We start from the raw sequence: 23,083 nt of genomic DNA, 5'->3' as shown, positions 1-23,083 counted from the left end.
ATAATCATTGTTGATTTTCGACTGTTTACTTACTACAGGCAATGTAGCACTGCTGCATAACTCATGATGAAGACGCTTTACGACAAACTCTGGGAATCCCATGTTGTGCGTGCCGAAGACGATGGCACCACCATTTTGTATATCGACCGCCATCTGGTGCACGAAGTGACCAGTCCGCAGGCGTTTGACGGGCTACGCGAAGCGAACCGCCAGCCGTGGCGCGTCTCGGCCAATCTGGCCGTGGCCGACCATAACGTACCGACCACCAGCCGCGTTGACGGCATTGCCGACCCGGTCTCGCGCCTGCAGGTTGAAACGCTGGACAAGAACGCCAAGAATTACGGCCTGACGTATTTCAACATGAACGACAAGCGCCAGGGCATCGTGCACGTGATCGGCCCTGAGCAGGGCGCCACCTTGCCGGGCATGACGGTGGTGTGCGGCGACTCGCATACGTCCACCCACGGCGCTTTCGGCGCGCTGGCGCACGGCATCGGCACCTCGGAAGTCGAGCACGTGCTGGCCACGCAGACGCTGCTGCAGAAGAAATCGAAAGCCATGCTGGTGCAGGTTGACGGCGCGCTGCCGGTCGGCGTGACCGCCAAGGATGTGGTGCTGGCCATTATCGGCAAGATCGGCACGGCCGGCGGTACCGGCTACTGTATCGAGTTTGGCGGCTCGACCATCCGCGCGCTGTCGATGGAAGGGCGCATGACGGTCTGTAACATGGCCATCGAGGCCGGTGCGCGCGCCGGCATTATCGGCGTCGACGACACCACCATCAATTACGTCAAGGGCCGTCCGTTTTCGCCGGCCGGACCGCAGTGGGACAGCGCTGTTGCCTACTGGCGCACGCTGCATTCGGACCCGGGTGCGCGCTTTGACCTGGTCGTCACGTTGAACGCAGCCGACATCCGTCCGCAGGTGACCTGGGGTACTTCGCCCGAGATGGTGGTCGGCGTCGATGGCCGCGTGCCCGATCCGGACCAGGAAAAAGACAGCGTCAAGCGCGATGCGATGGAAAAAGCGCTGGTCTACATGAACCTGAAACCCAATACCGCCATCGAAGACATCCGTATCGATAAAGTGTTTATCGGTTCGTGCACCAATTCGCGCATCGAAGACCTGCGCGCCGCCGCCGCCGTGGTGCGCGGCAAGCAGCGCGCCTCGAACGTCAGGCTGGCGATGGTGGTGCCGGGCTCGGGCCTGGTCAAGGAACAGGCCGAGCGCGAAGGGCTGGACCGTATCTTCCGCGACGCCGGCTTCGAATGGCGCGAACCGGGCTGCTCGATGTGCCTGGCCATGAACGCAGACCGCCTCGATCCGGGCGAACGCTGCGCCTCGACCTCGAACCGCAACTTCGAAGGCCGTCAGGGGCAGGGCGGGCGTACCCACCTGGTGTCGCCAGCGATGGCGGCAGCGGCGGGGATTGCCGGGCATTTTGTGGATGTGCGCAGTTTTCGATGAGTGAGCGGGGGCTTCTGCCCCCTCTCCCTGCCGCTGCTGGTTTACACTGCTGCCATCATCCCTTGAAAACCTGTGAGCCCACCATGAAAAAAATCTTCGCCCTGCTGATCGCCACCGTCATCCTGTCCGGCTGCAATACCGTCTCCGGCATCGGCCGCGACGTGCAGAAAGTCGGCCAGGTCGTTACTGGCGCTGGCGGAAAATAAACCGTGACGGGCGCTGCCCGTCCTACCGAGTACAGATAGCATGGATAAATTTACGATACACGAAGGCCTGGTTGCGCCGCTCGACCGCGCCAATGTCGATACCGACGCGATCATTCCAAAGCAGTTCCTGAAATCGATCCACCGCAGCGGTTTCGGCCCCAACCTGTTCGATGAATGGCGCTACCTCGATCACGGCGAGCCGGGCCAGGACAACAGCCGCCGCCCGCTCAACCCGGATTTTGTGCTCAACGAGCCACGCTACCAGGGCGCCTCGATCCTGGTGACGCGCAAGAATTTCGGCTGCGGCTCCTCGCGCGAACACGCGCCGTGGGCACTCGCCCAGTATGGTTTCCGCGCCATTATTGCGCCGTCGTTTGCCGATATCTTCTTCAATAACTGCTACAAGAACGGCCTGCTGCCGATCGTGCTGTCGGAAAGCCAGGTCGATCACCTGATCAATGAAGTGAAAGCCTTCCCTGGCTACAAGCTGGTGGTCGACCTCGATCAGCAATGCGTGCGCACCAGTAATGGCAGCGTCTCGTATCCGTTCGAGATCGATGCTTTCCGCAAATACTGCCTGATCAACGGCCTGGACGATATCGGCCTGACGCTGCGCCATGCTGACGATATCCGCGCCTTCGAGGAACGTCATTTGCATAATCAGCCCTGGCTGGCCAACACTATCTGACATGCCTGAAAAAACGTCCATGGCGCCTTGCCCTGTACGTTTTTCAGACACGTCCACATCACTTCTAGGTAAAACATGAAAATTGCTATTTTGCCCGGCGACGGTATCGGTCCTGAAATCATTGCGCAAGCGGTCAAGGTATTGAATGTGCTGGGCGAATCGTTCGAGCTGGAAAGCGCGCCGGTCGGCGGCGCCGGCTATGCGGCGCACGGCCATCCGCTGCCTGAAGGTACGCTGGCGCTGGCCAAGGCCGCCGACGCGGTGCTGTTCGGCGCCGTGGGCGACTACCAGTACGACAATCTCGAGCGCCAGTTCCGTCCTGAACAGGCTATTTTGGGTCTGCGCAAGAACCTGGGCCTGTTTGCCAACCTGCGTCCGGCCATTCTGTATCCGGAACTGGCGGGCGCTTCCACACTCAAGCCTGAAGTGGTGTCGGGCCTGGATATCCTGATTATCCGCGAACTGACCGGCGATATTTACTTTGGCCAGCCGCGCGGCGTGCGCGAGTGCCCGGACGGTCCGTTCAAGGGCCAGCGCGAAGGCTTCGACACCATGCGCTATGCGGAAGGCGAAATCCGCCGCATCGCCCACGTGGCGTTCCAGGCTGCGCAAAAGCGCGACAAGCGCCTGACCAGCGTCGACAAGGCCAATGTGCTGGAAACATTCCAGTTCTGGAAAGACATCGTTACCGATGTGCACAAGGAGTACCCGGACGTCGCGCTCGACCATATGTATGTCGACAACGCCGCCATGCAGCTGGTGCGGGCGCCGAAGAAATTCGACGTGATGGTCACTGGCAATATGTTTGGCGACATCCTGTCGGACGCCGCCGCCATGCTGACCGGTTCGATCGGCATGCTGCCATCGGCTTCGCTCGACGCCAACAACAAGGGCCTGTACGAGCCTTCGCACGGCTCAGCCCCCGACATTGCCGGCAAGGGCATTGCCAATCCGCTGGCCACCATTTTGTCGGCGGCGATGATGCTGCGCTACTCGCTTAACCGCGCAGAGCAGGCCGACCGCGTCGAGACGGCAGTCAAGAAGGTCCTGGCGCAGGGCCTGCGCACGGCCGATATCCACGAAGCGGGCACCACCCTGGTGGGCACCGAGGCGATGGGCGATGCGGTTGTGAAAGCGTTGGGATAAAATTATTCAATGGCGGCAGCCGCCGCCACATTTTGAGGAATGGTAATGAAATTAGTAGGCTTGGTAGGTTGGCGCGGTATGGTCGGTTCGGTCCTGATGCATCGCATGCAGGAAGAGGGCGATTTCGCCCATATCGAACCGGTGTTTTTCACCACCTCGAACACGGGCGGCGCAGCGCCATCCATGGCGAAGAATGAAACCATCCTCAAGGATGCCAACAATATCGCCGAACTGTCCAAGTGCGACATTATCATTTCCTGCCAGGGCGGCGACTACACCAGCGCGGTGTTCCCGCAGCTGCGCGCCGCCGGCTGGGACGGCTACTGGATCGACGCTGCTTCAACCTTGCGCATGGAAAAAGACGCTGTAATCGTGCTCGATCCGGTCAACCTGCACGTGATCAAGGACGCGCTGGGCAAGGGCGTGAAGAACTATATCGGCGGCAACTGCACTGTATCGTGCATGATGATCGGCCTGGGCGGCCTGTTCCAGCACGACCTGATCGACTGGATGACGTCGATGACCTACCAGGCAGCCTCAGGTGGCGGCGCGCAGCATATGCGCGAACTGCTGACCCAGTTCGGCACCATCAACGGTTCTGTCAAGGCGCTGCTGGACAATCCTGCTTCCGCCATCCTGGAAATCGACCGCCAGGTGCTGGCCACCCAGCATGGCTACAGCCCTGATGAAATCAAGCAGTTCGGCGCGCCGCTGGCCGGCAACCTGATTCCATGGATCGACAAGGACCTGGGCAACGGCCAGTCGAAGGAAGAGTGGAAGGCCGGCGCCGAAACCAACAAGATCCTGGGCCGCGGCGCCGACTTCGGCAGCGCACCGATTGCTGTCGATGGCCTGTGCGTACGCATCGGCGCCATGCGCTGCCACTCGCAGGCGCTGACCATCAAGCTGAAAAAAGACGTGCCGCTCGACGAAATCAACGACATCATCGCGGGCGGCAATCAGTGGGCCAAGCTGGTGCCGAACACGCGCGAAGCGTCGGTGCATGAGCTCTCGCCAGCGGCCGTGACCGGCAGCCTGACCATTCCGGTAGGCCGCGTGCGCAAGATGAGCATGGGCGGCGAATACCTGTCGGCCTTTACCGTAGGCGACCAGCTGCTGTGGGGCGCTGCCGAGCCGCTGCGCCGCATGCTGCGCATCTTGCTTGATGCCTGAGTGCCGTAACGAATGAACTGATTGCTGGCCGGGAAGCTTTTCCCGGCCTTTTTTTCGCCTTTCGCCGGGCAAGCGGCAATGAAGCGGTGCTTGCATCACTGTGGGCGTAATGATATGTTGATACATCTGGAAAAGTAACAGTTTTCCCACGTCAACTAAAATACCTCCAACTATGTCCGCACACATCCGCCCCCGGGGCGCCTCCCTTGCCGTCAAAACCCTCAGCAGCGCGATCGCCTGTGCGGTCCTGTTGTCGCCCGCAGCCTACGCTGCCGAGCTTGGCAAGATTACGGTGCTCTCCGCCGTGGGCGAGCCACTGCGGGCTGAAGTGGAGTTGTCGGCCATTAAACCCGGCGAAACCTCGACGCTGCTGGCCAAACTGGCGCCGCCGGACGCCTATCGCCAAGCCGTGGTCGAACTCAATCCTGCCCTGAGCGCCCTGACGTTTGCCATCGAGACGCGTACCGGCAAGCCGTTTATCCGCATCAGCTCGGCCGAGCCACTGGCCGAGCCGCTGGTCAACCTGCTGATCGAACTCAGTGGCAAAAATGGCCGCCAGGTGCGCGAATACGCGTTCGTGCTCGATACGCCCGAAGCGCGTCGCACGCGTGGCGCCCAGGTTGCCGCGCCGGTTGCCGTCAAGGGCGCCAAGGATACGCCGCAGGCTGCGCCAGCCAAGGCTGCCGAGGCTGAAAAGCCGGCGGACAGCGGCAAGACCGACTACCGGGTGCGTCAGGGCGATACGCTGAGCCGCATCGCCAGCGAGCTCAAGCCGTCGGGCGTGTCGCTCGACATGATGCTGGTGGCCCTGTACCGCGCCAATCCCGATGCGTTTTCCGGGCAGAACATGAATCGCATGCAGGCCGGGCGCATCCTGGCCGTGCCGGCAGCGGACGCCGTGCGCGCCACCGACGCGGCCGAGGCCAAGCGCGTGGTCACGGCGCACGCGGTGGACTTCGAAGCCTATCGCAACCGGCTGGCCGGGCAAGTTGCACAAAGCAAGCCTGCGCGTGCTGCCGAAGCGGCGCAAAGCACGACCGGCAAGATCGGCGCCACCCGCGTGCAGGAAAAACCGACCGCCGTCAGCGAAGCACAAGACAAGCTCAAGCTGTCAAAAGCGGAGTCGGCCGCCAAGCCTGGCGGCAACAGCACCGCCGCCAGCGACGAAGACAAGATTGCCAAGACCAAACAGACCGAAGAAGCGGCGGCGCGCGTCAAGGAGCTGGAAAAGAACGTCAGCGACCTGGAAAACCTGATGGCGGTTAAGAACAAGGCGATGGCCGACAAGAGCGCGCCGTCGCCGGCCAAGCCGGAAGAGGTGCCTGCCAGTGCCAGCGCAGCGGTCAGCGAGCCTGCTGCGCAGCCGCCGGTGCCGAAAACCAAGCCGGTGCCGCTGGCGAAAAAACCGTCGCCGCTGGAGCCGTCGTTTGCCGACAAGATCAGCGACCATCTGGGCGCGGTAGGCCTGGGCCTGGCCGCCTTGCTGGCCGCGGTAGCGGCGCTGGTGATTGCACGGCGCAAGAAAGACGTGCCGCCACCGCCGCCGCTGGAAGAGCATATTGCGCCAACGCTGGGACCGGACGAGCCGGCAGCCCCGACACCGGCGCCGGGCGAGCATCCGTTTGCTGCCGCCGCAGCGGCCGCAGGCATGGGCGCCGCGGCGGGGGCAACGGCAGCTGCCGGCGCCGCTGCCCTGGGTAGCAACGAAGTCGACCCGGTCGCCGAAGCCGATGTGTATATCGCCTACGGACGCGACGGCCAGGCCGAAGAAATCCTCAAGGAAGCGCTGCGCGCCCATCCCGACAACCAGGCGGCCCGCCTGAAACTGCTGGAAATCTATTCGGCGCGCCACGATGCGGCCACGTTCGAGGCCCAGGCAGGCGAGCTGTACAGCCAGACGCGCGGTGTCGGCGACGAATGGGCACAGGCCGCCGCGATGGGCGTGGCGCTCGACCCGGACAATCCCCTGTATGGCGACGCCGATGCCGACGCGGTGGTCAGCCTGTCCAAACCGCTCGACGATGGCCTGCACGGACAAAGCGTGGACCTGCCGCTGGTCGACAGCACGCTGTCCGAACCGCTGCCGTCGGTCGCCCCGGTGGTGGCATCGGGCGCGTCGGCGCGCGATGCGCGCGAGCGGCTCGACTTCGACCTGGACAGTCTCGATTTTGAACCGGTATTGACCAATGACCCGATCGCGATGCCCGGGCCTGTCACACAGGCCGGCACCGAGGCCGACGAGGCAGCAAAATTTGACGCCAGCATGGATTTCGGCCTGGACCTGGAGCCGCCCGGCACGCCGGTCAACGGCGTCGGTCCTGGCCTGACGCCGCTGCCCGATCCATTGAAAGAAGTGGATCTGGCGCATTTCGATCTCGATACGCCTGAACCAGCCGCGCCGGCACCGGCGCCGTCCCTGGCGCAGTTCGACCAGCCGACGCCACCTGCCCAGCCGCCCGCGGCCCCGGCGCCTGAATTCGACCTGACCGGCATCGACCTGGACCTCGATGAAAACAAGGCCGCCCATGCAGGCGTGGACGATCCGCTGTCAGCCATCCATATGGAAATGGACACCAAGCTCGACCTGGCCATTGCCTACCAGGAAATCGGCGACCGCGAAGGCGCGCGCGAGCTGATCGATGAAGTCATCAAGGGCGGCAGCCCTGAGCAAGTGGCCAAGGCCAACACCATGCGCGCCTTGCTGGCGTAGGTCGGATTAGGCCCCGCAGGGGCCGTAATCCGACAACATTGTTGGCGCGGGCATCGGTGGAGTCAAGCCCCGCAGGGGCCGTAATCCGACAACAGTGTTGGCTCGGACGTTGGTGGGTATTGTTGGCTTCGGCGGTGTTGTCGGATTACGGCCCGAAGGGCCTAATCCGACCTACGCTCCAATCTCATCCACGGCACGCCGGTATAATGCTGCCATGCAAACTACTACTACCGCGCTGCCGCTGCAGCGCATTGCCCTGGGCCTGCAATATGACGGTACGGCCTGGCATGGTTATCAGAAACAGGAAAGCGGGCTGACGGTGCAGGACCAGCTGGAAAATGCGCTGGAGAAATTTGCCCGCGTGCGCCTGGCTACCACTTGTGCCGGGCGCACCGATACCGGTGTGCATGCGCTGGAGCAGGTGGTGCATTTCGATACCACCTTGCAGCGCGATATGCACTCGTGGGTGCGCGGCGTTAATGCCTTCCTGCCGCCGTCGATTGCCGTGCGCTGGGCCAGCGCGCTGGAAGGCGACCCCACCGTCAATGATTTCTTCCACGCCCGCTTCAGCGCGCGCGCACGCAGCTACCATTATGTGCTGTATAACAATCCGACCCGTTCGCCGCTGCTTGAAGGGCGTGCCGGTTTCTTTTTCCGTCCGCTCGATATCGCACTGATGCAGCAAGCCGTGCAGCCGCTGCTGGGCTGGCACGACTTTACGGCATTTCGCGCCGCGCAGTGCCAGGCCAAGTCGCCGGTCAAGCTGATGCACGATATCCGCATTGAACGCCGTGGCGAGCTGGTCGTCTTTACGATTACCGCCAATGCCTTCCTGCACCATATGGTGCGCAACCTGGTCGGCTCGCTCGTGTATGTGGGCAGCGGCCGTGAAAAGCCTGAATGGCTGGGTCAGCTGCTGGAAAGCCGCGACCGCCATGCGGCTGCGCCCACCTTTATGCCCGACGGCCTGTACCTGGCGAAGATCGACTACGATCCCAAATGGGGCTTGCCGCAGGATAGCTCCAGCCAGTTGCCTTGGTTTTAAGCGTCGCCATCGACCTGAGAGAGAACATGTCCCGTACCCGTATCAAGATCTGCGGCCTGACCCGGCCGGAAGACGTCGCCGCCGTGGTCGCGGCTGGTGCCGATGCCATCGGCTTTGTGTTTTACCCGAAAAGCCCGCGTTACGTGACGCCACAGCAGGCTGCCAGCCTGATGGCCGGCCTGCCGCCGTATGTCAGCACGGTCGGCCTGTTCGTCAACGCCAGCGTGGAGGAAGTGCAGCAGACGCTGGCAGCAGCGCCCTTGTCGCTGCTGCAGTTCCACGGCGACGAGACGCCCGAGCACAGCGCGGTGCTGGCCGCTGCCGTCAACCGGCCCTACAATCAGGTGTTTCGTGTAAGACCTGACACAAGCTTTGCCGATTTGCTAGAATACGAGCAGCGCTATCGCGCCGCCAGTCCACTGTTTTCCAGCCTGTTGCTCGATACTTACGTGGACGCCTATGGCGGTGCAGGAAAGGCATTCGATTGGTCCCTTATTCCAGAAGAACTCGCGCCTCGGGTCGTTTTGAGTGGTGGCTTGAGCGTACAAACCGCCACTGAGGCGGTGGTGCAGGTACGCCCTTACGCGGTCGACATCAGCAGTGGCGTCGAAGCGTCCAAGGGCATCAAGGACGCCTCCCGCATTCGCGCCTTCGTGGCCGCAGTGCTGCAGGCCGATGCCATTATTGCCAAAGGATTACATCATGACTGACCACGCCAACGCCGGCGCAGCCGCCGCATTGTTCCACGCCGCCAACTACCCATATCCTGACGCCCGCGGCCATTTCGGCCCCTATGGCGGCTCCTTCGTGGCCGAGACGCTGACCCACGCGCTGGCCGAACTGAAGGACGCCTATGCGCGCTACAGTACCGACCCCGAGTTTCTCGAAGAGTTCCGCTATGAGCTCAAGCATTTCGTCGGCCGCCCTTCGCCGATCTACCACGCCAAGCGCTGGTCGGAAATGGCCGGCGGCGCGCAGATCTACTTCAAGCGCGAAGACCTGAATCACACCGGCGCGCACAAGATCAACAACGTGATCGGCCAGGCGTTGCTGGCCAAGCGCATGGGCAAGCCGCGCATCATTGCCGAGACCGGCGCCGGCCAGCACGGCGTGGCCACAGCCACCATCTGCGCGCGCTTCGGCCTCGAATGCGTGGTCTATATGGGCAGCGAAGACGTCAAGCGCCAGGCGCAGAATGTGTACCGCATGCGTTTGCTGGGCGCCACCGTGGTCCCAGTCGAGTCCGGCTCCAAGACGCTCAAGGACGCGCTTAACGAAGCCATGCGCGACTGGGTCACCAATATTGAAAACACCTTCTACATTATCGGCACCGTGGCTGGCCCACACCCGTACCCGATGATGGTGCGCGACTTCCAGTCGGTGATCGGCGAAGAGTGCCTGGTGCAGATGCCGGAAATGACGGGCCGCCAGCCCGACTATGTGCTGGCCTGCATCGGCGGCGGCTCGAACGCCATGGGCATCTTCTACCCGTATGTGGACCAGCCGGGCGTCAAGCTGATCGGGGTGGAGGCCGCTGGCGAAGGGCTCGATACGGGCAAGCACTCGGCGTCATTGACGGCCGGCTATCCGGGCGTACTGCACGGCAACCGCACCTATCTGCTGCAGGACGACAATGGCCAGATTATCGAAACCCATTCGGTCTCGGCCGGCCTCGACTATCCGGGCGTGGGGCCGGAACATGCGTGGTTGAAGGACTCGGGCCGCGCGCAATATGTGTCGATTACCGACGATGAAGCGCTGCAGGCCTTCCACGACTGCTGCCATATCGAAGGCATTATCCCGGCGCTCGAATCGTCGCACGCGCTGGCCTACGCGGCCAAGCTGGCGGCAACGCTGCCGAAAGACCAGATCGTGCTGGCCAACCTGTCGGGCCGTGGCGACAAGGACATGCATACCGTGGCGGAGCGGATGGGGCTTGATTTCAGCTGATTTTGGCTGAAGAAAACTGCCTCCTATCTATTATTTCCTTCAGAGAGAAAACGCCATGTCCCGTATCGCCCCCACCTTTGCCCGTCTAAAAGAACAGAACAAGACCGCCCTGGTCACCTTTATTACCGCCGGCGACCCCGGCCCTGACGCCACCGTGCCGCTGATGCACGCGCTGGTCGAGGGCGGCGCCGATGTGCTGGAACTGGGCGTGCCGTTCTCCGATCCGATGGCCGAAGGCCCCGTGATCCAGCGCGCCTGCGAGCGTGCGCTGAAATTCAATATCGGCATCCACGATGTATTTGCCTATGTGCGCGAGTTTCGCCTGACCAACCCGACCACGCCGGTCGTGCTGATGGGCTACGCCAACCCGATCGAGCGCATCGGCGGCGCAGCCTTTATTGCAGCAGCCAGGGATGCCGGCGCCGATGGCGCCATCGTGGTCGACTATCCGCCCGAAGAGTGTGAAGAATTCTCCGCCGACATGCGTGCTGCCGGCCTCGATATGATTTTCCTGCTGTCGCCGACCTCGACCGAGGAACGCATCGCCCAGGTGGCCAAGGTTGGCGGCGGCTTCAGCTATTATGTTTCGCTCAAGGGCGTGACGGGCGCCGGCAATATCGATACGCAGCAAGTGGCCGAGCGCCTGGCCGCCATTCGCCAGCACGTGAGCCTGCCGGTCGGCGTCGGCTTCGGCATCCGCGACGGCGCCACCGCCCGAGCCGTCGCCGAAGTGGCCGACGCTGTGGTGATCGGCAGCCGCATTATCCAGGAGATTGAAAACGCGCCGCCGGGCGGTGCGGTCGAGGCCGTTCGCAGCTTTACGGCAGGCATCCGCGCCGCGCTCGATGCCTGAGTTTGCATAATATTTCATTAATCTTGTGTGGTTGCAAAGTTCGACAGGCAGGCGATAAACGGCTACACTTCGGCCACTGATAGAGTTCAGCTTTGGTTTGAACTGATGCACCAGATACCGTTGCAGGCGTCGACCGGCGCCGCAACAGCCCATTCCCGCCCGACAGGGGCGCAAGGAGAAAAATAATGAGTTGGTTGGAAAAACTGCTGCCACCGCGCATACAGCGCTCCGATGCTGGCGCGCGCAAGACCATGCCCGAAGGCCTGTGGGTCAAATGCCCATCGTGTGAATCGGTTCTGTACCGCACTGACCTGGAATCGAACCAGCATGTGTGTCCGAAGTGCGACCAGCATATGCGCATCCGCGCACGCGAACGCCTCGACAACCTGCTCGACGCCGGCGGCCGCTATGAAATCGGCCAGGAAATCCTGCCGGTCGATACGCTCAAGTTCAAGGACAGCAAGAAATACCCTGATCGCCTGAAGTCAGCCATGGAAAGCAGCGGCGAGACCGATGCCATGGTGGTGATGGGCGGCTCGATCATGAGCCTGCCGGTGGTGGTGGCGTGCTTCGAATTCGACTTCATGGCCGGTTCCATGGGTTCGGTGGTCGGCGAGCGCTTCGTGCGCGGCGCGCAGATCGCGCTGGAGCAGAAGGTGCCGTTCATTTGCTTTACCGCCACCGGTGGCGCGCGCATGCAGGAAGGCCTGCTGTCGCTGATGCAGATGGCAAAAACCACTTCCATGCTGACCAAACTGGCAGAGAAGAAACTGCCGTTCATCAGCGTGCTGACCGACCCGACCATGGGCGGCGTGTCGGCCTCGTTTGCCTTTATGGGCGACGTGGTGATTGCCGAACCGAAAGCGCTGATCGGCTTTGCCGGCCCGCGCGTGATTGAAAACACCGTGCGTGAAAAGCTGCCGGAAGGCTTCCAGCGCGCCGAGTTCCTGGTCACCAAGGGCGCCGTCGACATGATCGTCGACCGTCGCAAGATGCGCGAAGAAATCGCCCGTCTGCTGGCCTTGCTGCAAAACCAGGCGGTGGAAGTGCTGGCGTAAAGGCGTGGGTCGGATTGGGTTGTAGGTCGGATTAGGCCGCAGGCCGTAATCCGACAGCACCCTTAGCTTATGCGCCAACCATGTTGTCGGATTACGCGCTACGCGCTAATCCGACCTACGCATGACCGTTCGGACCCGGATGTTTTCCTGTTTTGCGCTCTCCTTTCAAGAATTCCCCCATGCAAACCCTCCCAAGCACCTTACCAGACTGGCTCGCCCTGCTGGAAAACCGCCATTCCGAAACGCAGATCAATATGGGCCTCGAGCGCGTGCTGGCCGTCAAGCAGCGCCTGCAGCTGGCGTTCAGCTGCCCAGTGATCATGGTGGCCGGCACCAACGGCAAGGGTTCGACCTGCGCCATGCTTGAGTCGGTGCTGTTGCGCGCCGGTTACAAGGTCGGCCTGTATATCAAGCCGCATTTTCTCGATTTCAACGAGCGCGCGCGCGTACTGGGCGAGATGGCCAGCGACGAGCAGATCGTGGCCAGTTTCCAGGCGGTCGAGGCGGTGCGCGGCGACACGCCGCTGACCTATTTTGAATTTACCACGCTGGCCATTCTGCACCTGCTGTCGCATGCGGGGCTCGATGTGGCGATCCTGGAAGTGGGCCTGGGCGGGCGCCTCGATGCCGTCAACGTGATCGACGCCGACGTGGCCATCGTCACCAGCGTCGATATCGACCATACCGACTACCTCGGCGATACGCGCGAGGCGATCGGCTTTGAAAAGGCCGGCATCTTCCGCCCAGGCAAGGCTGCCATCTGCAGCGACCCGGTACCGCCCCAGTCTCTCATCGCGCATGCCGAAGCGATCGGCGCCGACCTGTGGCTGATGGGCCGCGATTTCAACTATTCGGGTGACAAGCAGCAGTGGAACTACGGCGGCCGTGACCAGCGCCGCAATTCGCTGGCCTATCCGAGCCTGCGCGGCGCCAACCAGTTGCTCAATGCCTCGGCGGCGCTGGCAGCGCTGGAAGTACTGAAGTTGAAGCTGCCGGTCGGCGCGCAGGAAGTGCGCACCGGCCTGGTGACGGTCGAACTGCCGGGCCGCTTCCAAGTATTGCCTGGCCGCCCCAGCGTGATCCTCGATGTGGCACACAACCCGCATGCGGCTGCAGCGCTGAACCAGAACCTGGGCAATATGGGCTTTCACCCGTACACCTACGCCGTGTTCGGTTCCATGCTGGACAAGGATATCGACGGCGTCCTGGCGGCCATGGGCGAACATGTCGATCACTGGTGCCTGGCGACCTTGCCATCGCCGCGCAGTGCCAGCGCTTCGGAGCTGGCGGCCAAGGTACAAATCATGCTCGGTGGCAAGTCCGACAGCAGCGAACACACCATTTCCGTCTTCGACGATCCGGCACAAGCTTTTGCAAATGCAGTGAGCCGTGCCGGTGAGAATGATAGAATTGTGGTCTTTGGTTCTTTCCTCACCGTTGCCGGCGTGATGAAGGCCCGCAGATCCTCCCTACACTAATCGCATTCGACTGAAAATCACGCATGGGCTTGTTCTCGAAACTGTTTAAAAACAAGCAAGAATCCGCTGGCGAAGACAGCGGATTTTATGTCCCTGGCGAGGCGCAGGCGCCAGGGCGCAAGCGCGCCGCCAACACCTCCGGCGGCAGTTCGCGCCGCAGCCGCGACGCTGCCGACCCGGCCTTGCCGGAAAAGAAGCGCGCACGCCGCCGCCTGATCGGCGCCATTGCACTGGCGCTGGGCGTGGCCGTGGGGCTGCCGATGCTGCTCGATTCCGAGCCCAAGGCGCCGATCAACGATATCGGCATCGAGATTCCATCGAAAGACAAGGTGGCGGCCTCTGCTGCGCCGGCCCAGGCCAGCGTGCCGCCGGCAGCGTCGAACAATGGTCTTGACCAATCCGAGGAAATTGTCGATACGCCTATGCCGGCCAAGCCCAAACCGGCAGCAGCAGCGCCTGCACCGGTACTGGCGGCAGCCGAGCCTGCGCCTGCCAAGCCCTACACTGAGCCGCAACCCGAGCCCAAGCCTGTGCAGAAGCCCGAACCCAAGCCCGAACCCAAGCCTGTGCAGAAGCCTGAACCCAAGCCGAAGCCGGTCGAGGTCGTATCCAAACCGGAACACAAGCCTGAACCCAAGCCGGAACCGAAACACGAGTCCAAGCCTGAGTCCAAGCCTGCCAAGCCGGCGCAGTCGACCGATGATGCAGCGCGCGCGCTGGCGATTCTGGAAGGCAAACCTTCAGCCAAGCCTGCCGCAGAAAAAGCGCCGGAAAAAGCGGCCGACAGCGATGGCAGGTTCGTGGTGCAGGTGGCGGCGCTGGCTACCCAGGAGAAAGTCGACGAATTGCAGGCCAAGCTCAGTAGTGCGGGCATCCGTTCCTATACTCAGAAGGTATCGAGTGCCGGCGGCGAACGCATCCGCGTGCGCGTCGGCCCGTTCGGCAGCCGCGAAGAGGCGGAAAAAACCCGCGCCAAACTGCAAAAGCTGGGTCTGGGCGGCAGCCTGGTGCCGGCTTGAACTGAGCAAGGTTGGCAGGCGTGACGATTTTCGATTACCTGGTGCTGTTCGTGATGGCGACCTCGGTCCTGATCAGCGCCATGCGCGGCCTGGTCAAGGAGATACTGTCGCTGATCAGCTGGGTCGTGGCGTTCGTGGTCGCCAACGCTTATGGCGCCACGCTGGCCAAATTCATGCCGGAAGTGATACCGGGCGAGGTGATCCGCCTGCTGCTGGCTTTCGTGGCGCTGTTTATCGGCACGCGTATCCTGATGGGCTTGCTGGGCATGACGGTTGATGCCTTGGTCAAGGTCAGCGGCCTGAGCCTGACGGACCGCCTGCTGGGCAGCTTGTTCGGTGTGGCGCGTGGCCTTGTGATTGTGCTGACCGCCGTCATCTTGTGCGGCATGACCTCGCTGCCGCAGCAGCCGTTCTGGAAAAATGCCTTGCTCAGCCCGCTTGCCGAACAGGGCGTACGCACCATCAAGCCTTATCTTCCTGCCGCCTACGCGCAGCATGTGAAATTTTGAATTTTTTTTAAAATCAGTAGCACAGTTACAGGAGCACACCATGTGTGGCATCGTCGGCGTCGTTTCCCATCAACCTGTCAATCAATTGCTGTATGACGCATTGTTGCTGTTGCAACATCGCGGACAGGACGCGGCAGGGATTGCGACCAATCACAGCAGTATGTTTTCCATGCACAAGGCCAATGGCCTGGTGCGTGACGTCTTCCGTACGCGTAACATGCGTACGCTGCAAGGCGACTCGGGCATTGGCCACTGTCGTTATCCGACGGCCGGTTCGTCCAGCGAAGAAGAAGCGCAGCCGTTCTACGTCAATGCGCCATTCGGCATTACGCTGGCGCATAACGGCAACCTGACCAACTGGGAACAGCTGAAACAGGAGATGTTCAAGAACGACCGCCGCCACATCAATACCGACTCCGACTCGGAAGTGCTGCTCAATGTGCTGGCCCATGAGATCCAGCACGCCACCACCGGCCTGATGCTCGATCCTGAAGCCATTTTCAAGGCTGTTACCGTGCTCAACCGTCGCGTCAAGGGCGGGTATGCTGCCGTGGCGCAAATCGCCGGCGTGGGCCTGCTGGCCTTCCGCGATCCGCACGGCATCCGTCCGCTGTGCCTGGGCATTAACGAAACCGAGCAGGGCCCGGAATACCTGATCGCCTCCGAATCGGTGGCGCTCGAAGGCATGGGTTTCCGCTTCGTGCGCGATATCGCGCCGGGCGAGGCGATCTTTATCGACGCCGACAAGAAGCTGCACAGCGCCCAATGCGCCGACAACGCCAGCCTGAACCCTTGCGTGTTCGAGTTTGTCTATCTGGCCCGTCCCGATTCGGTGATCGACGGCGCCTCGGTGTACGCCACGCGTTTGAAAATGGGCGAATACCTGGCCGAGAAAATCCGCCGCGAACTGCCGGACGTGCAGATCGACGTGGTCATGCCGATTCCCGATTCGTCGCGCCCGGCCGCCATCCAGCTGGCGCTGGCGCTCAATATCGAATACCGCGAAGGCTTTATCAAGAACCGCTATATCGGCCGCACCTTCATTATGCCGGGTCAGGCTGCACGCAAGAAATCGGTGCGCCAGAAGCTCAATGCGATTCCGTCCGAATTCAAGGACAAGGTCGTGCTGCTGGTGGACGATTCCATCGTGCGCGGCACCACCAGCCGTGAAATCGTGCAGATGGCGCGCGAAGCCGGTGCCACCAAGGTCATTTTCGCGTCGGCTGCGCCACCGGTGATCTACCCGAACGTTTATGGTATCGACATGCCGACGCGCGACGAGCTGATCGCCTATGGCCGCAGCACCGAAGAAGTCTGCCGCGAAATCACGGCCGACTACCTGGTGTACCAGGATATCGACGACCTCAAGCAGGCCATTGCCGATATCAACCCGGCCCTGACCAGCTTTGAAGCATCGTGCTTCGACGGCGTCTACGTCACCGGCGATGTGTCCAAAGACTATCTGGACCGTCTGGAATACGCGCGCCACAACCCGAAGGCTTCCACTCCGGAAGACACGCCGCGTTCGCAGCTGAACCTGAACCTGGCCGCGACTGAAGGCTAGCGCGATTGCCTGTCGGATTACGGCCCCATGGGGCCTGATCCGACCTACGCCCGGGCTCACGTCCGCATCTGTTTTTATTATGACCACCAAAAAAACCTACGGCTTTACCACCACTATCCTGCATAACGACCGCCGCAAGGACGTCGAGCACGGTTCGCTGCACAAACCCATCCACACCTCGGTGGCCTTCGGCTACAGCGACGCGCGCCAGCTGGCGTCCGTGTTCCAGGGCAAGGAGCCAGGCTTTCGCTACGGCCGCCAGGGCAATCCGACCGTCTCGGCGCTGGAAGACAAGATCAACCAGATGGAAGGCGGCGTCGCTACCCTGTGTTTTGCCACCGGCATGGGCGCCATCGGCGCTGTCGTGCAGTCGCTGCTGCGCGCTGGCGACCATGTGGTGTCGTCAGCCTTTTTGTTCGGCAATACCAACAGCCTGTGGCAGACCGTGACAGGGCAGGGCATGGATGTCTCGTTTGTCGACGCCACCGAGGTGGCCTACGTGGCCGCAGCCATTACGCCAGCGACCCGCATCGTATTTGTGGAAACGATTGCCAACCCGCGCACGCAGATTGCCGACCTGAAAAAGATCGGTGAGCTGTGCCGTGAAAAAGGCATCCTGTATATCGTCGACAACACCATGACCACGCCTTACCTGTTCCGTCCGAAAGACGTCGGCGCCGGCCTGGTGGTCAATGCCCTGACCAAATCGATCGGCGGCCACGGCAATGCGCTGGGCGGCAGCGTGACCGATACCGGCGTGTTCGACTGGACGCAGTACCCGAATATTTTCGAGAACTACAAGAAGGCTGCGCCGAAGCAGTGGGGCATCGCGCAGATGCGCGCCAAGGCGCTGCGCGACTTCGGCGCCTCGCTGGGCCCGGAAGCGGCGCACCATATTGCCGTCGGCGCCGAAACCATGGCCCTGCGCATGGACCGCACCTGCTCGAACGCCCTGGCGCTGGCGACCATGCTGCAGGCCGATCCGCGCGTGGCCGCCGTGCATTACCCTGGCCTGGCGTCGCATCCGCAGCATGCGCTGGCTACCGACCTGTTCCGCAGCTATGGCTCGCTGCTGAGCTTTGAACTCAAGGATGGCATCGACTGCTTTGACTTCCTCAATCGTTTGAATCTGGCCATTCCAGCGAGCAATCTCGGCGACACGCGCACGCTGATTATCCCCGTTGCCCACACCATCTTCTACGAGATGGGTGCCGAGCGCCGCGCCAGTATGGGGATTGCCGAGTCGTTGATACGGGTCTCCGTGGGGATCGAAGACGAGGCGGACCTGCTCGAGGATTTCAGGAGTGCGCTGGAGGGGTAAAGCGGGGAAGGGGAGGGCGGAGATAAGCGTCGGTCGGATTAGCGCGCAAGCGCGTAATCCGACAACACCCGCGGCGTGAATCAGCTCCAATCAGCTTCAGTCAGCGCCAACCATGTTGTCGGATTACGGCCCGCAGGGCCTAATCCGACCTACGCGACCTACGCGAGATTCACGCGACCCATGCGAGATCCACGCGACGTCGGTTGGGCGTTCAATGCCAGCTGCGCATCAAGCCTACCGCAAGACCCTCTAAAGCAAACTCGTCTTCCGGCGACACGGTAATGACCTTGAACTCCGGGTTTTCCGGGAACAGTTCGATCAGCGTGCCGGTTTTCTTGTAGCGCTTGACGGTGACTTCGTCGCCGATGCGGGCCACCACGATCTGGCCGTTCTTGGCGCTGTCGATCTTTTTCACGGCCAGCAGGTCGCCGTCCATGATGCCGGCGTCGCGCATCGACCAGCCGCGCACCTTGAGCAGGAAGTCGGGCTTGCTTGAAAACAGCGCCGGGTCGACGTTGTAGCTCGCTTCCAGGTTTTCCTGCGCCAGGATCGGCGAGCCGGCAGCTACGCGGCCGATCAGCGGCAGCGACATCAAGAGGGCGGCCGGGACGGCTGGTGGCGCTTCGGCGGCAGTGCCGAGCAGGCGGATGCCGCGCGAGGTGCCAGGTGAAATTTCAATCGCACCCTTGCGGGCCAGCGCCTGCAAATGCTCTTCGGCCGCGTTGGCCGACTTGAAGCCCAATTCAGCGGCGATCTCGGCGCGCGTCGGGGGAAAACCGGTATTGCCGATCGCATCCTTGATCAGGTTCAGGATTTGTTCTTGTCGTGCTGTCAGCTTGATCATGGGAGTGGGGGCATCGTGAAATGCTGTCTATATGAACAGTCTGTATTTTTGTACAGTATGGGCCACTATGCAAGGGGATTTCAGGCTTTTCACGCGATTTTGCGCGAAATAGTCGCCGTCAGGCATGCCGTGAGCACAAGCGCGACGCTTTTGCGCGGCGCGTGCAAGCAAAGGTTGAATGCTTGTCAAAGACCGGTTATAATCTTCGGCTGACCTTCCCACACTCGTCTTGACGCCGAGGTGGGCGATTATCAATCCGACCTGAAGGAGTTTGCATGCGTCATTATGAAATAGTTTTTATCGTCCATCCGGACCAAAGCGAGCAAGTGCCCGCGATGATCGAACGCTACAAAGCCAGCGTAACCACCCGCGGCGGTTCGGTACACCGTGTTGAAGATTGGGGCCGTCGTCAAATGGCTTACTCGATCCAGAAACTGCCAAAAGCACACTACATCTGCCTGAACATCGAATGCGACAACGAGACCCTGGTCGAGCTGGAAACTGCATTCAAATTCAATGATGCCGTGTTGCGTCACCTGACCGTTAAAATGAAGAAAGCCGAAACGGCTCCTTCGCCGATGATGAAATCGGTACAACGTGAAGACGCGGCGAAAAGCCACCGCACCGAAGCACCAGCAGCCGCTCCAGCCGCCGCCGCTTAATTGTTGCAGGATCGTGCACTGAACCAGCTACAAGTTACCGCCATCATTGCCGAGCGCGAAACACTGCGCTATACCCCGGCAGGCTTGCCGATCGTGAATGCAGTATTGCAGCACAGTTCGCAGCAGATGGAAGCCGGTATTGCCCGCCTGACCGAGTTTGAACTTGCCGCAGTTGCTGCTGGCGAAATATCAGGCCGGTTCAGCCAGGCCAGCTTGAGCGGGATTTATCAGTTCACGGGATTCCTGGCAAAGAAGAGCCGCAACAGCAAGAGTTTGGTGTTTCACATCATTGATTTTAGTGCAGTCATCTGACTAGCGCATTTTTAGATACAGGAGCCTAAAATGGCATTCGGTAAAAAGTTCGACAAAAATAAGCTCAAGCTTAAAGAAAAACGCAAACAGCAAAACCCGCTGTTCAAACGTAAGAAGTTCTGCCGCTTCACCGCAGCTCACGTTGAACAAGTCGACTACAAAGACGTAGACACGCTGAAAGACTTCGTCCAAGAAAACGGCAAGATCATGCCAGCACGCCTGACCGGTACCAAAGCGCACTACCAGCGCCAAGTTGACACCGCAATCAAGCGCGCTCGCTTCCTCGCGCTGCTGCCATACACCGATCTGCACCACGCTTAATCGGTCAGATATTCCTGGAGAAGAACTATGCAAATCATTCTGTTAGAAAAAGTTGTGAACGTCGGTAACCTCGGCGACGTCGTTAAAGTCAAAGACGGTTACGCACGTAACTTCCTGATTCCACAACGCCTGGCCCGTCGTGCTACTGCTACCGCAGTGGCTGAATTCGAAGTCAAGCGCGCTGAACTGGAAAAAGCTGCTGCCGCCAAGCTGGCTGCATCGCAAGCCCAGGGCGAAAAACTGAGCGGCCTGACCGTTCAAGTTGCTCAAAAAGCTGGTGTTGATGGCCGTCTGTTCGGTTCCGTCACCAACTTCGACATCGCTGAAGCGCTGACCAAGCAAGGTTTTGCTGTTGAAAAAGCACAAATCCGTATGCCTACCGGCCCGCTGAAAGTTGTTGGCGAGCACAACGTTTCGGTTGCTCTGCACACCGACGTGGTCGTGGAAGTTGTGATCGCTGTCGTCGCTGACGCGAACGCGTAATCGTTTTGCGGGCTTAGGCCCGCAAGCGTTGCCGCATCAATAAAAGCCGGGTTCGCCCGGCTTTTTTGTGGCCTTTTTTTCGCTCATTTTGAGCCCTTTATTTTTGCCTTGACGCCGAAGCAGGTATAATTCGCGCCATGAATGACCCCCAAGATCCACAACTGGATTCCCTCCGTATTCCGCCGCACTCGATCGAAGCAGAACAATCCGTGATTGGCGGTTTGCTGCGTGACAATGCCGCCTATGACCGTATTGCAGACTTCATGCATGCGGACGATTTCTATCGCTACGACCATCGCATCATCTTCGAACAGATCGTCAAGATGGTCAATGCGTCCAAACCGGCCGACGTGATCACCGTGTTTGAAACCCTGACCCAGCTCGGCAAGGCCGACGATGTGGGCGGGCTCGCCTATCTGAACGCGATGGCGCAAAACACGCCGTCGGCCGCCAATATCCGCCGCTACGCCGAGATCGTGCGCGACCGCGGCGTGCTGCGCAAGCTCATCACCGTGGCCGACGATATCTCCGGCACCGCCTTCAGCCCGCAGGGCAAGGAAGTCAAGCAGATGCTTGACGAGGCCGAATCGAAGATTTTTGCGATTGCCGAAGAAGGCGCGCGCGGTGCCCAGGGCTGGACCGCGATCCAGCCGCTGCTGACGCAGGTGGTCGAGCGTATCGACGAGCTCTACAGCCGCGACAACCAGAGTGAAATCACCGGCGTGCCGACCGGCTTTATCGACCTTGACCGCATGACCTCGGGCCTGCAGCCGGGCGACCTGGTGATCGTGGCCGGCCGTCCATCGATGGGCAAGACCGCGTTTTCCGTCAATATCGGTGAGAACGTGGCGATCGACAGCGGCTTGCCGGTCGCCGTGTTCTCGATGGAGATGGGCGGCGCCCAGCTGGCCATGCGTATGCTGGGCTCGGTGGGCCAGCTCGACCAGCATCGCCTGCGCACCGGCCGCCTCAACGACGAGGACTGGCCGCGCCTGACCAATGCGATCCAGAAGATGAACGATGCGCAGCTGTTTATCGATGAAACGCCGGCGCTGAACTCGATCGAATTGCGGGCCCGTTCGCGGCGCCTGTCGCGCCAGTGCGGCAAGCTCGGCCTGATCATCGTCGACTACCTGCAGCTGATGTCGGCCAACTCCCCCGGCGACAACCGTGCGACCGAAATTTCCGAAATTTCGCGCGGTTTGAAGGGGCTGGCAAAAGAGCTCGGTTGTCCGGTCATTGCGCTGTCCCAGTTGAACCGCTCGCTTGAGCAGCGGCCCAATAAACGCCCGGTGATGTCGGACTTGCGCGAATCGGGCGCTATCGAGCAGGACGCCGACGTGATCCTGTTTATTTATCGCGACGAAGTCTATAACCCTGATTCGCCCGACAAGGGCACGGCCGAGATCATTATCGGCAAGCAACGTAACGGACCAATCGGCAGCATCCGCCTCACTTTCCTGGGGCAGTACACCAAGTTTGGCAATTACAGTGGTGGCCTGGCGCTGTACCAGGGCGACTAAAGCACGACGAACCACCAGTAATAACGATCCCCAACAGGCCGCCCCATGCGTGGGGTGGCTTTCTGCAGTAAATAACACGCTTCAATGCTTAACGGAGAATGACATGTTTGGACGCCTGATGCCCACCGAGGGCAAGTTTTTTGAATTGTTTAACCAGCACGCAGAACTGTGCGTCAAAGGTGCCAAGGAAATGCTGGGCCTGATGACCAATTTCGACGACCTGGAAAACCGCGTGCACGCGATTGAAAGCATCGAGAAGCAGGCCGATAAAGTCACCTACGCCACGGTCGAAATGCTGCACAAGACCTTTATCACGCCGATCGACCGCGACGATATCCACCAGCTGATCACGCGCCAGGACGATATCCTGGACCTGCTGGAAGATGCGGCCCAGACCGTCTCGCTGTACGACCTGAAAGCGGTCACGCCGGAAGCCAAGCGCTTGGCCGAGCTGGTACTGGCCTGTACCGAGAAAGTGCGCGACGCCGTGGCCATGCTGCACAATATGGACAATTCGCGCCAGATCGTGGCCATCTGCGAAGAGATCGACCGCCTGGAATCGGACGCCGACCATGTGATGCGCGCCGCCATGTCCAAACTGTTCCGCGACGAACCGGATGTGCGCAACCTGATCAAGATGAAGGCCATCTACGAGCTTCTGGAAACCGTGACCGACCGTTGCGAAGATGTCTCCAATATTATCGAAGGCATCATCGTTGAAAACGCGTAAGCGTTTGCCTGTCCCGTAACA

Annotated in this window: 23 protein-coding genes; 22 read left to right on the top strand and 1 reads right to left on the bottom strand. The window is 61.1% G+C overall.

Features of this window, described 5'->3' with window-relative positions; genetic code table 11:
• Nucleotides 1-63 precede the first annotated feature (63 nt).
• The 16 genes from leuC (at nt 64) to GCM43_RS16235 (ending at nt 18,187) form a co-directional block, all read left to right on the top strand.
• Entirely contained in the window at nt 64-1,467 is a 1,404-nt protein-coding gene (gene leuC, locus GCM43_RS16310; protein ID WP_152246137.1) for a 3-isopropylmalate dehydratase large subunit, read from the top strand.
• 83 nt (nt 1,468-1,550) lie between these two features.
• Entirely contained in the window at nt 1,551-1,673 is a 123-nt protein-coding gene (locus GCM43_RS16305) for a lipoprotein (RefSeq protein WP_152246135.1), read from the top strand.
• Between the two features lie 40 nt (nt 1,674-1,713).
• Nucleotides 1,714-2,361, top strand: a complete 648-nt coding sequence (gene leuD / locus GCM43_RS16300) for a 3-isopropylmalate dehydratase small subunit (RefSeq protein WP_152246133.1) — start codon at nt 1,714-1,716, stop codon at nt 2,359-2,361.
• Nucleotides 2,362-2,436: 75 nt separating this feature from the next.
• Nucleotides 2,437-3,507: a 3-isopropylmalate dehydrogenase gene (gene leuB, locus GCM43_RS16295; RefSeq protein ID WP_152246131.1), complete on the top strand. Its 1,071-nt coding sequence runs from the start codon at nt 2,437-2,439 to the stop codon at nt 3,505-3,507.
• 45 nt (nt 3,508-3,552) lie between these two features.
• On the top strand, nt 3,553-4,680 hold the full coding sequence (gene asd / locus GCM43_RS16290) for an aspartate-semialdehyde dehydrogenase (RefSeq protein ID WP_152246129.1): 1,128 nt from the start codon (nt 3,553-3,555) through the stop codon (nt 4,678-4,680).
• Between the two features lie 172 nt (nt 4,681-4,852).
• Nucleotides 4,853-7,390 (top strand): FimV/HubP family polar landmark protein, encoded by a 2,538-nt coding sequence (locus GCM43_RS16285; protein WP_152246127.1) that lies wholly within the window; start codon nt 4,853-4,855, stop codon nt 7,388-7,390.
• Between the two features lie 214 nt (nt 7,391-7,604).
• Entirely contained in the window at nt 7,605-8,435 is an 831-nt protein-coding gene (truA, locus tag GCM43_RS16280; protein ID WP_193315643.1) for a tRNA pseudouridine(38-40) synthase TruA, read from the top strand.
• 26 nt (nt 8,436-8,461) lie between these two features.
• Complete coding sequence (locus tag GCM43_RS16275) at nt 8,462-9,145, top strand: phosphoribosylanthranilate isomerase (RefSeq protein WP_152246125.1); 684 nt, start codon at nt 8,462-8,464, stop codon at nt 9,143-9,145.
• A complete protein-coding gene (gene trpB / locus GCM43_RS16270) occupies nt 9,138-10,385 on the top strand; it encodes a tryptophan synthase subunit beta (protein ID WP_152246123.1) in 1,248 nt (415 codons plus the stop codon). Before GCM43_RS16275 ends, trpB begins: the two co-directional genes overlap by 8 nt.
• Before the next feature lie 55 nt (nt 10,386-10,440).
• Nucleotides 10,441-11,238 carry a tryptophan synthase subunit alpha gene (trpA, locus tag GCM43_RS16265; protein WP_152246121.1) on the top strand — a complete coding sequence of 266 codons (798 nt, stop codon included), beginning with the start codon at nt 10,441-10,443 and terminating at the stop codon, nt 11,236-11,238.
• A 185-nt stretch (nt 11,239-11,423) separates the two neighbouring features.
• Nucleotides 11,424-12,296 carry an acetyl-CoA carboxylase, carboxyltransferase subunit beta gene (gene accD, locus GCM43_RS16260; protein ID WP_152246119.1) on the top strand — a complete coding sequence of 291 codons (873 nt, stop codon included), beginning with the start codon at nt 11,424-11,426 and terminating at the stop codon, nt 12,294-12,296.
• A 179-nt stretch (nt 12,297-12,475) separates the two neighbouring features.
• Nucleotides 12,476-13,774 (top strand): bifunctional tetrahydrofolate synthase/dihydrofolate synthase, encoded by a 1,299-nt coding sequence (gene folC / locus GCM43_RS16255; protein WP_152246117.1) that lies wholly within the window; start codon nt 12,476-12,478, stop codon nt 13,772-13,774.
• 23 nt (nt 13,775-13,797) lie between these two features.
• Nucleotides 13,798-14,793 carry an SPOR domain-containing protein gene (locus GCM43_RS16250; RefSeq protein WP_152246115.1) on the top strand — a complete coding sequence of 332 codons (996 nt, stop codon included), beginning with the start codon at nt 13,798-13,800 and terminating at the stop codon, nt 14,791-14,793.
• A 20-nt stretch (nt 14,794-14,813) separates the two neighbouring features.
• Complete coding sequence (locus GCM43_RS16245; protein WP_152246113.1) at nt 14,814-15,302, top strand: CvpA family protein; 489 nt, start codon at nt 14,814-14,816, stop codon at nt 15,300-15,302.
• Between the two features lie 40 nt (nt 15,303-15,342).
• A complete protein-coding gene (gene purF, locus GCM43_RS16240) occupies nt 15,343-16,866 on the top strand; it encodes an amidophosphoribosyltransferase (RefSeq protein ID WP_152246111.1) in 1,524 nt (507 codons plus the stop codon).
• A gap of 79 nt (nt 16,867-16,945) precedes the next feature.
• The gene (locus GCM43_RS16235; RefSeq protein WP_152246109.1) at nt 16,946-18,187 is read left to right on the top strand and encodes a cystathionine gamma-synthase family protein; all 1,242 of its coding nucleotides are present in this window, start codon (nt 16,946-16,948) and stop codon (nt 18,185-18,187) included.
• 211 nt (nt 18,188-18,398) lie between these two features.
• Here GCM43_RS16235 and lexA read toward each other — a convergent pair whose 3' ends face one another.
• On the bottom strand, nt 18,399-19,031 hold the full coding sequence (gene lexA / locus GCM43_RS16230; RefSeq protein ID WP_152246107.1) for a transcriptional repressor LexA: 633 nt from the start codon (nt 19,029-19,031) through the stop codon (nt 18,399-18,401).
• A 275-nt stretch (nt 19,032-19,306) separates the two neighbouring features.
• On the opposite strand from lexA, the gene rpsF reads away from it, so the two are divergent.
• From rpsF to GCM43_RS16200, 6 genes are all read left to right on the top strand, one after another.
• Nucleotides 19,307-19,693: a 30S ribosomal protein S6 gene (rpsF, locus tag GCM43_RS16225; protein WP_010400028.1), complete on the top strand. Its 387-nt coding sequence runs from the start codon at nt 19,307-19,309 to the stop codon at nt 19,691-19,693.
• An 18-nt stretch (nt 19,694-19,711) separates the two neighbouring features.
• The gene (gene priB, locus GCM43_RS16220; protein ID WP_152246385.1) at nt 19,712-20,005 is read left to right on the top strand and encodes a primosomal replication protein N; all 294 of its coding nucleotides are present in this window, start codon (nt 19,712-19,714) and stop codon (nt 20,003-20,005) included.
• Between the two features lie 30 nt (nt 20,006-20,035).
• The gene (gene rpsR, locus GCM43_RS16215; RefSeq protein WP_010400024.1) at nt 20,036-20,326 is read left to right on the top strand and encodes a 30S ribosomal protein S18; all 291 of its coding nucleotides are present in this window, start codon (nt 20,036-20,038) and stop codon (nt 20,324-20,326) included.
• Between the two features lie 27 nt (nt 20,327-20,353).
• Entirely contained in the window at nt 20,354-20,809 is a 456-nt protein-coding gene (rplI, locus tag GCM43_RS16210; protein ID WP_152246105.1) for a 50S ribosomal protein L9, read from the top strand.
• 137 nt (nt 20,810-20,946) lie between these two features.
• Complete coding sequence (locus GCM43_RS16205; protein ID WP_152246103.1) at nt 20,947-22,332, top strand: replicative DNA helicase; 1,386 nt, start codon at nt 20,947-20,949, stop codon at nt 22,330-22,332.
• 103 nt (nt 22,333-22,435) lie between these two features.
• Nucleotides 22,436-23,062 carry a DUF47 domain-containing protein gene (locus GCM43_RS16200; protein WP_152246101.1) on the top strand — a complete coding sequence of 209 codons (627 nt, stop codon included), beginning with the start codon at nt 22,436-22,438 and terminating at the stop codon, nt 23,060-23,062.
• Nucleotides 23,063-23,083 lie beyond the last annotated feature (21 nt).

The organism is Janthinobacterium aquaticum, assembly GCF_009208565.1.
GTDB lineage: Bacteria > Pseudomonadota > Gammaproteobacteria > Burkholderiales > Burkholderiaceae_D > Janthinobacterium.
The sequence above is the reverse complement of the archived record's forward strand: the minus strand, read 5'-3'. Positions and strand labels throughout refer to the sequence as shown.

Bases quoted from the DNA above. Each gene is read 5' to 3' on its own strand.
- leuB (WP_152246131.1), top strand. From the start codon at position 2,437: ATGAAAATTGCTATTTTGCCCGGCGACGGTATCGGTCCTGAAATCATT.
- trpA (WP_152246121.1), top strand. From the start codon at position 10,441: ATGTCCCGTATCGCCCCCACCTTTGCCCGTCTAAAAGAACAGAACAAG.
- GCM43_RS16200 (WP_152246101.1), top strand. From the start codon at position 22,436: ATGTTTGGACGCCTGATGCCCACCGAGGGCAAGTTTTTTGAATTGTTT.
- GCM43_RS16250 (WP_152246115.1), top strand. From the start codon at position 13,798: ATGGGCTTGTTCTCGAAACTGTTTAAAAACAAGCAAGAATCCGCTGGC.
- GCM43_RS16275 (WP_152246125.1), top strand. From the start codon at position 8,462: ATGTCCCGTACCCGTATCAAGATCTGCGGCCTGACCCGGCCGGAAGAC.
- leuD (WP_152246133.1), top strand. From the start codon at position 1,714: ATGGATAAATTTACGATACACGAAGGCCTGGTTGCGCCGCTCGACCGC.
- truA (WP_193315643.1), top strand. From the start codon at position 7,605: ATGCAAACTACTACTACCGCGCTGCCGCTGCAGCGCATTGCCCTGGGC.
- trpB (WP_152246123.1), top strand. From the start codon at position 9,138: ATGACTGACCACGCCAACGCCGGCGCAGCCGCCGCATTGTTCCACGCC.
- GCM43_RS16235 (WP_152246109.1), top strand. From the start codon at position 16,946: ATGACCACCAAAAAAACCTACGGCTTTACCACCACTATCCTGCATAAC.
- GCM43_RS16205 (WP_152246103.1), top strand. From the start codon at position 20,947: ATGAATGACCCCCAAGATCCACAACTGGATTCCCTCCGTATTCCGCCG.
- rpsR (WP_010400024.1), top strand. From the start codon at position 20,036: ATGGCATTCGGTAAAAAGTTCGACAAAAATAAGCTCAAGCTTAAAGAA.
- GCM43_RS16285 (WP_152246127.1), top strand. From the start codon at position 4,853: ATGTCCGCACACATCCGCCCCCGGGGCGCCTCCCTTGCCGTCAAAACC.
- lexA (WP_152246107.1), bottom strand. From the start codon at position 19,031: ATGATCAAGCTGACAGCACGACAAGAACAAATCCTGAACCTGATCAAG.
- asd (WP_152246129.1), top strand. From the start codon at position 3,553: ATGAAATTAGTAGGCTTGGTAGGTTGGCGCGGTATGGTCGGTTCGGTC.
- GCM43_RS16305 (WP_152246135.1), top strand. From the start codon at position 1,551: ATGAAAAAAATCTTCGCCCTGCTGATCGCCACCGTCATCCTGTCCGGC.
- leuC (WP_152246137.1), top strand. From the start codon at position 64: ATGATGAAGACGCTTTACGACAAACTCTGGGAATCCCATGTTGTGCGT.
- rplI (WP_152246105.1), top strand. From the start codon at position 20,354: ATGCAAATCATTCTGTTAGAAAAAGTTGTGAACGTCGGTAACCTCGGC.
- rpsF (WP_010400028.1), top strand. From the start codon at position 19,307: ATGCGTCATTATGAAATAGTTTTTATCGTCCATCCGGACCAAAGCGAG.
- accD (WP_152246119.1), top strand. From the start codon at position 11,424: ATGAGTTGGTTGGAAAAACTGCTGCCACCGCGCATACAGCGCTCCGAT.
- purF (WP_152246111.1), top strand. From the start codon at position 15,343: ATGTGTGGCATCGTCGGCGTCGTTTCCCATCAACCTGTCAATCAATTG.
- folC (WP_152246117.1), top strand. From the start codon at position 12,476: ATGCAAACCCTCCCAAGCACCTTACCAGACTGGCTCGCCCTGCTGGAA.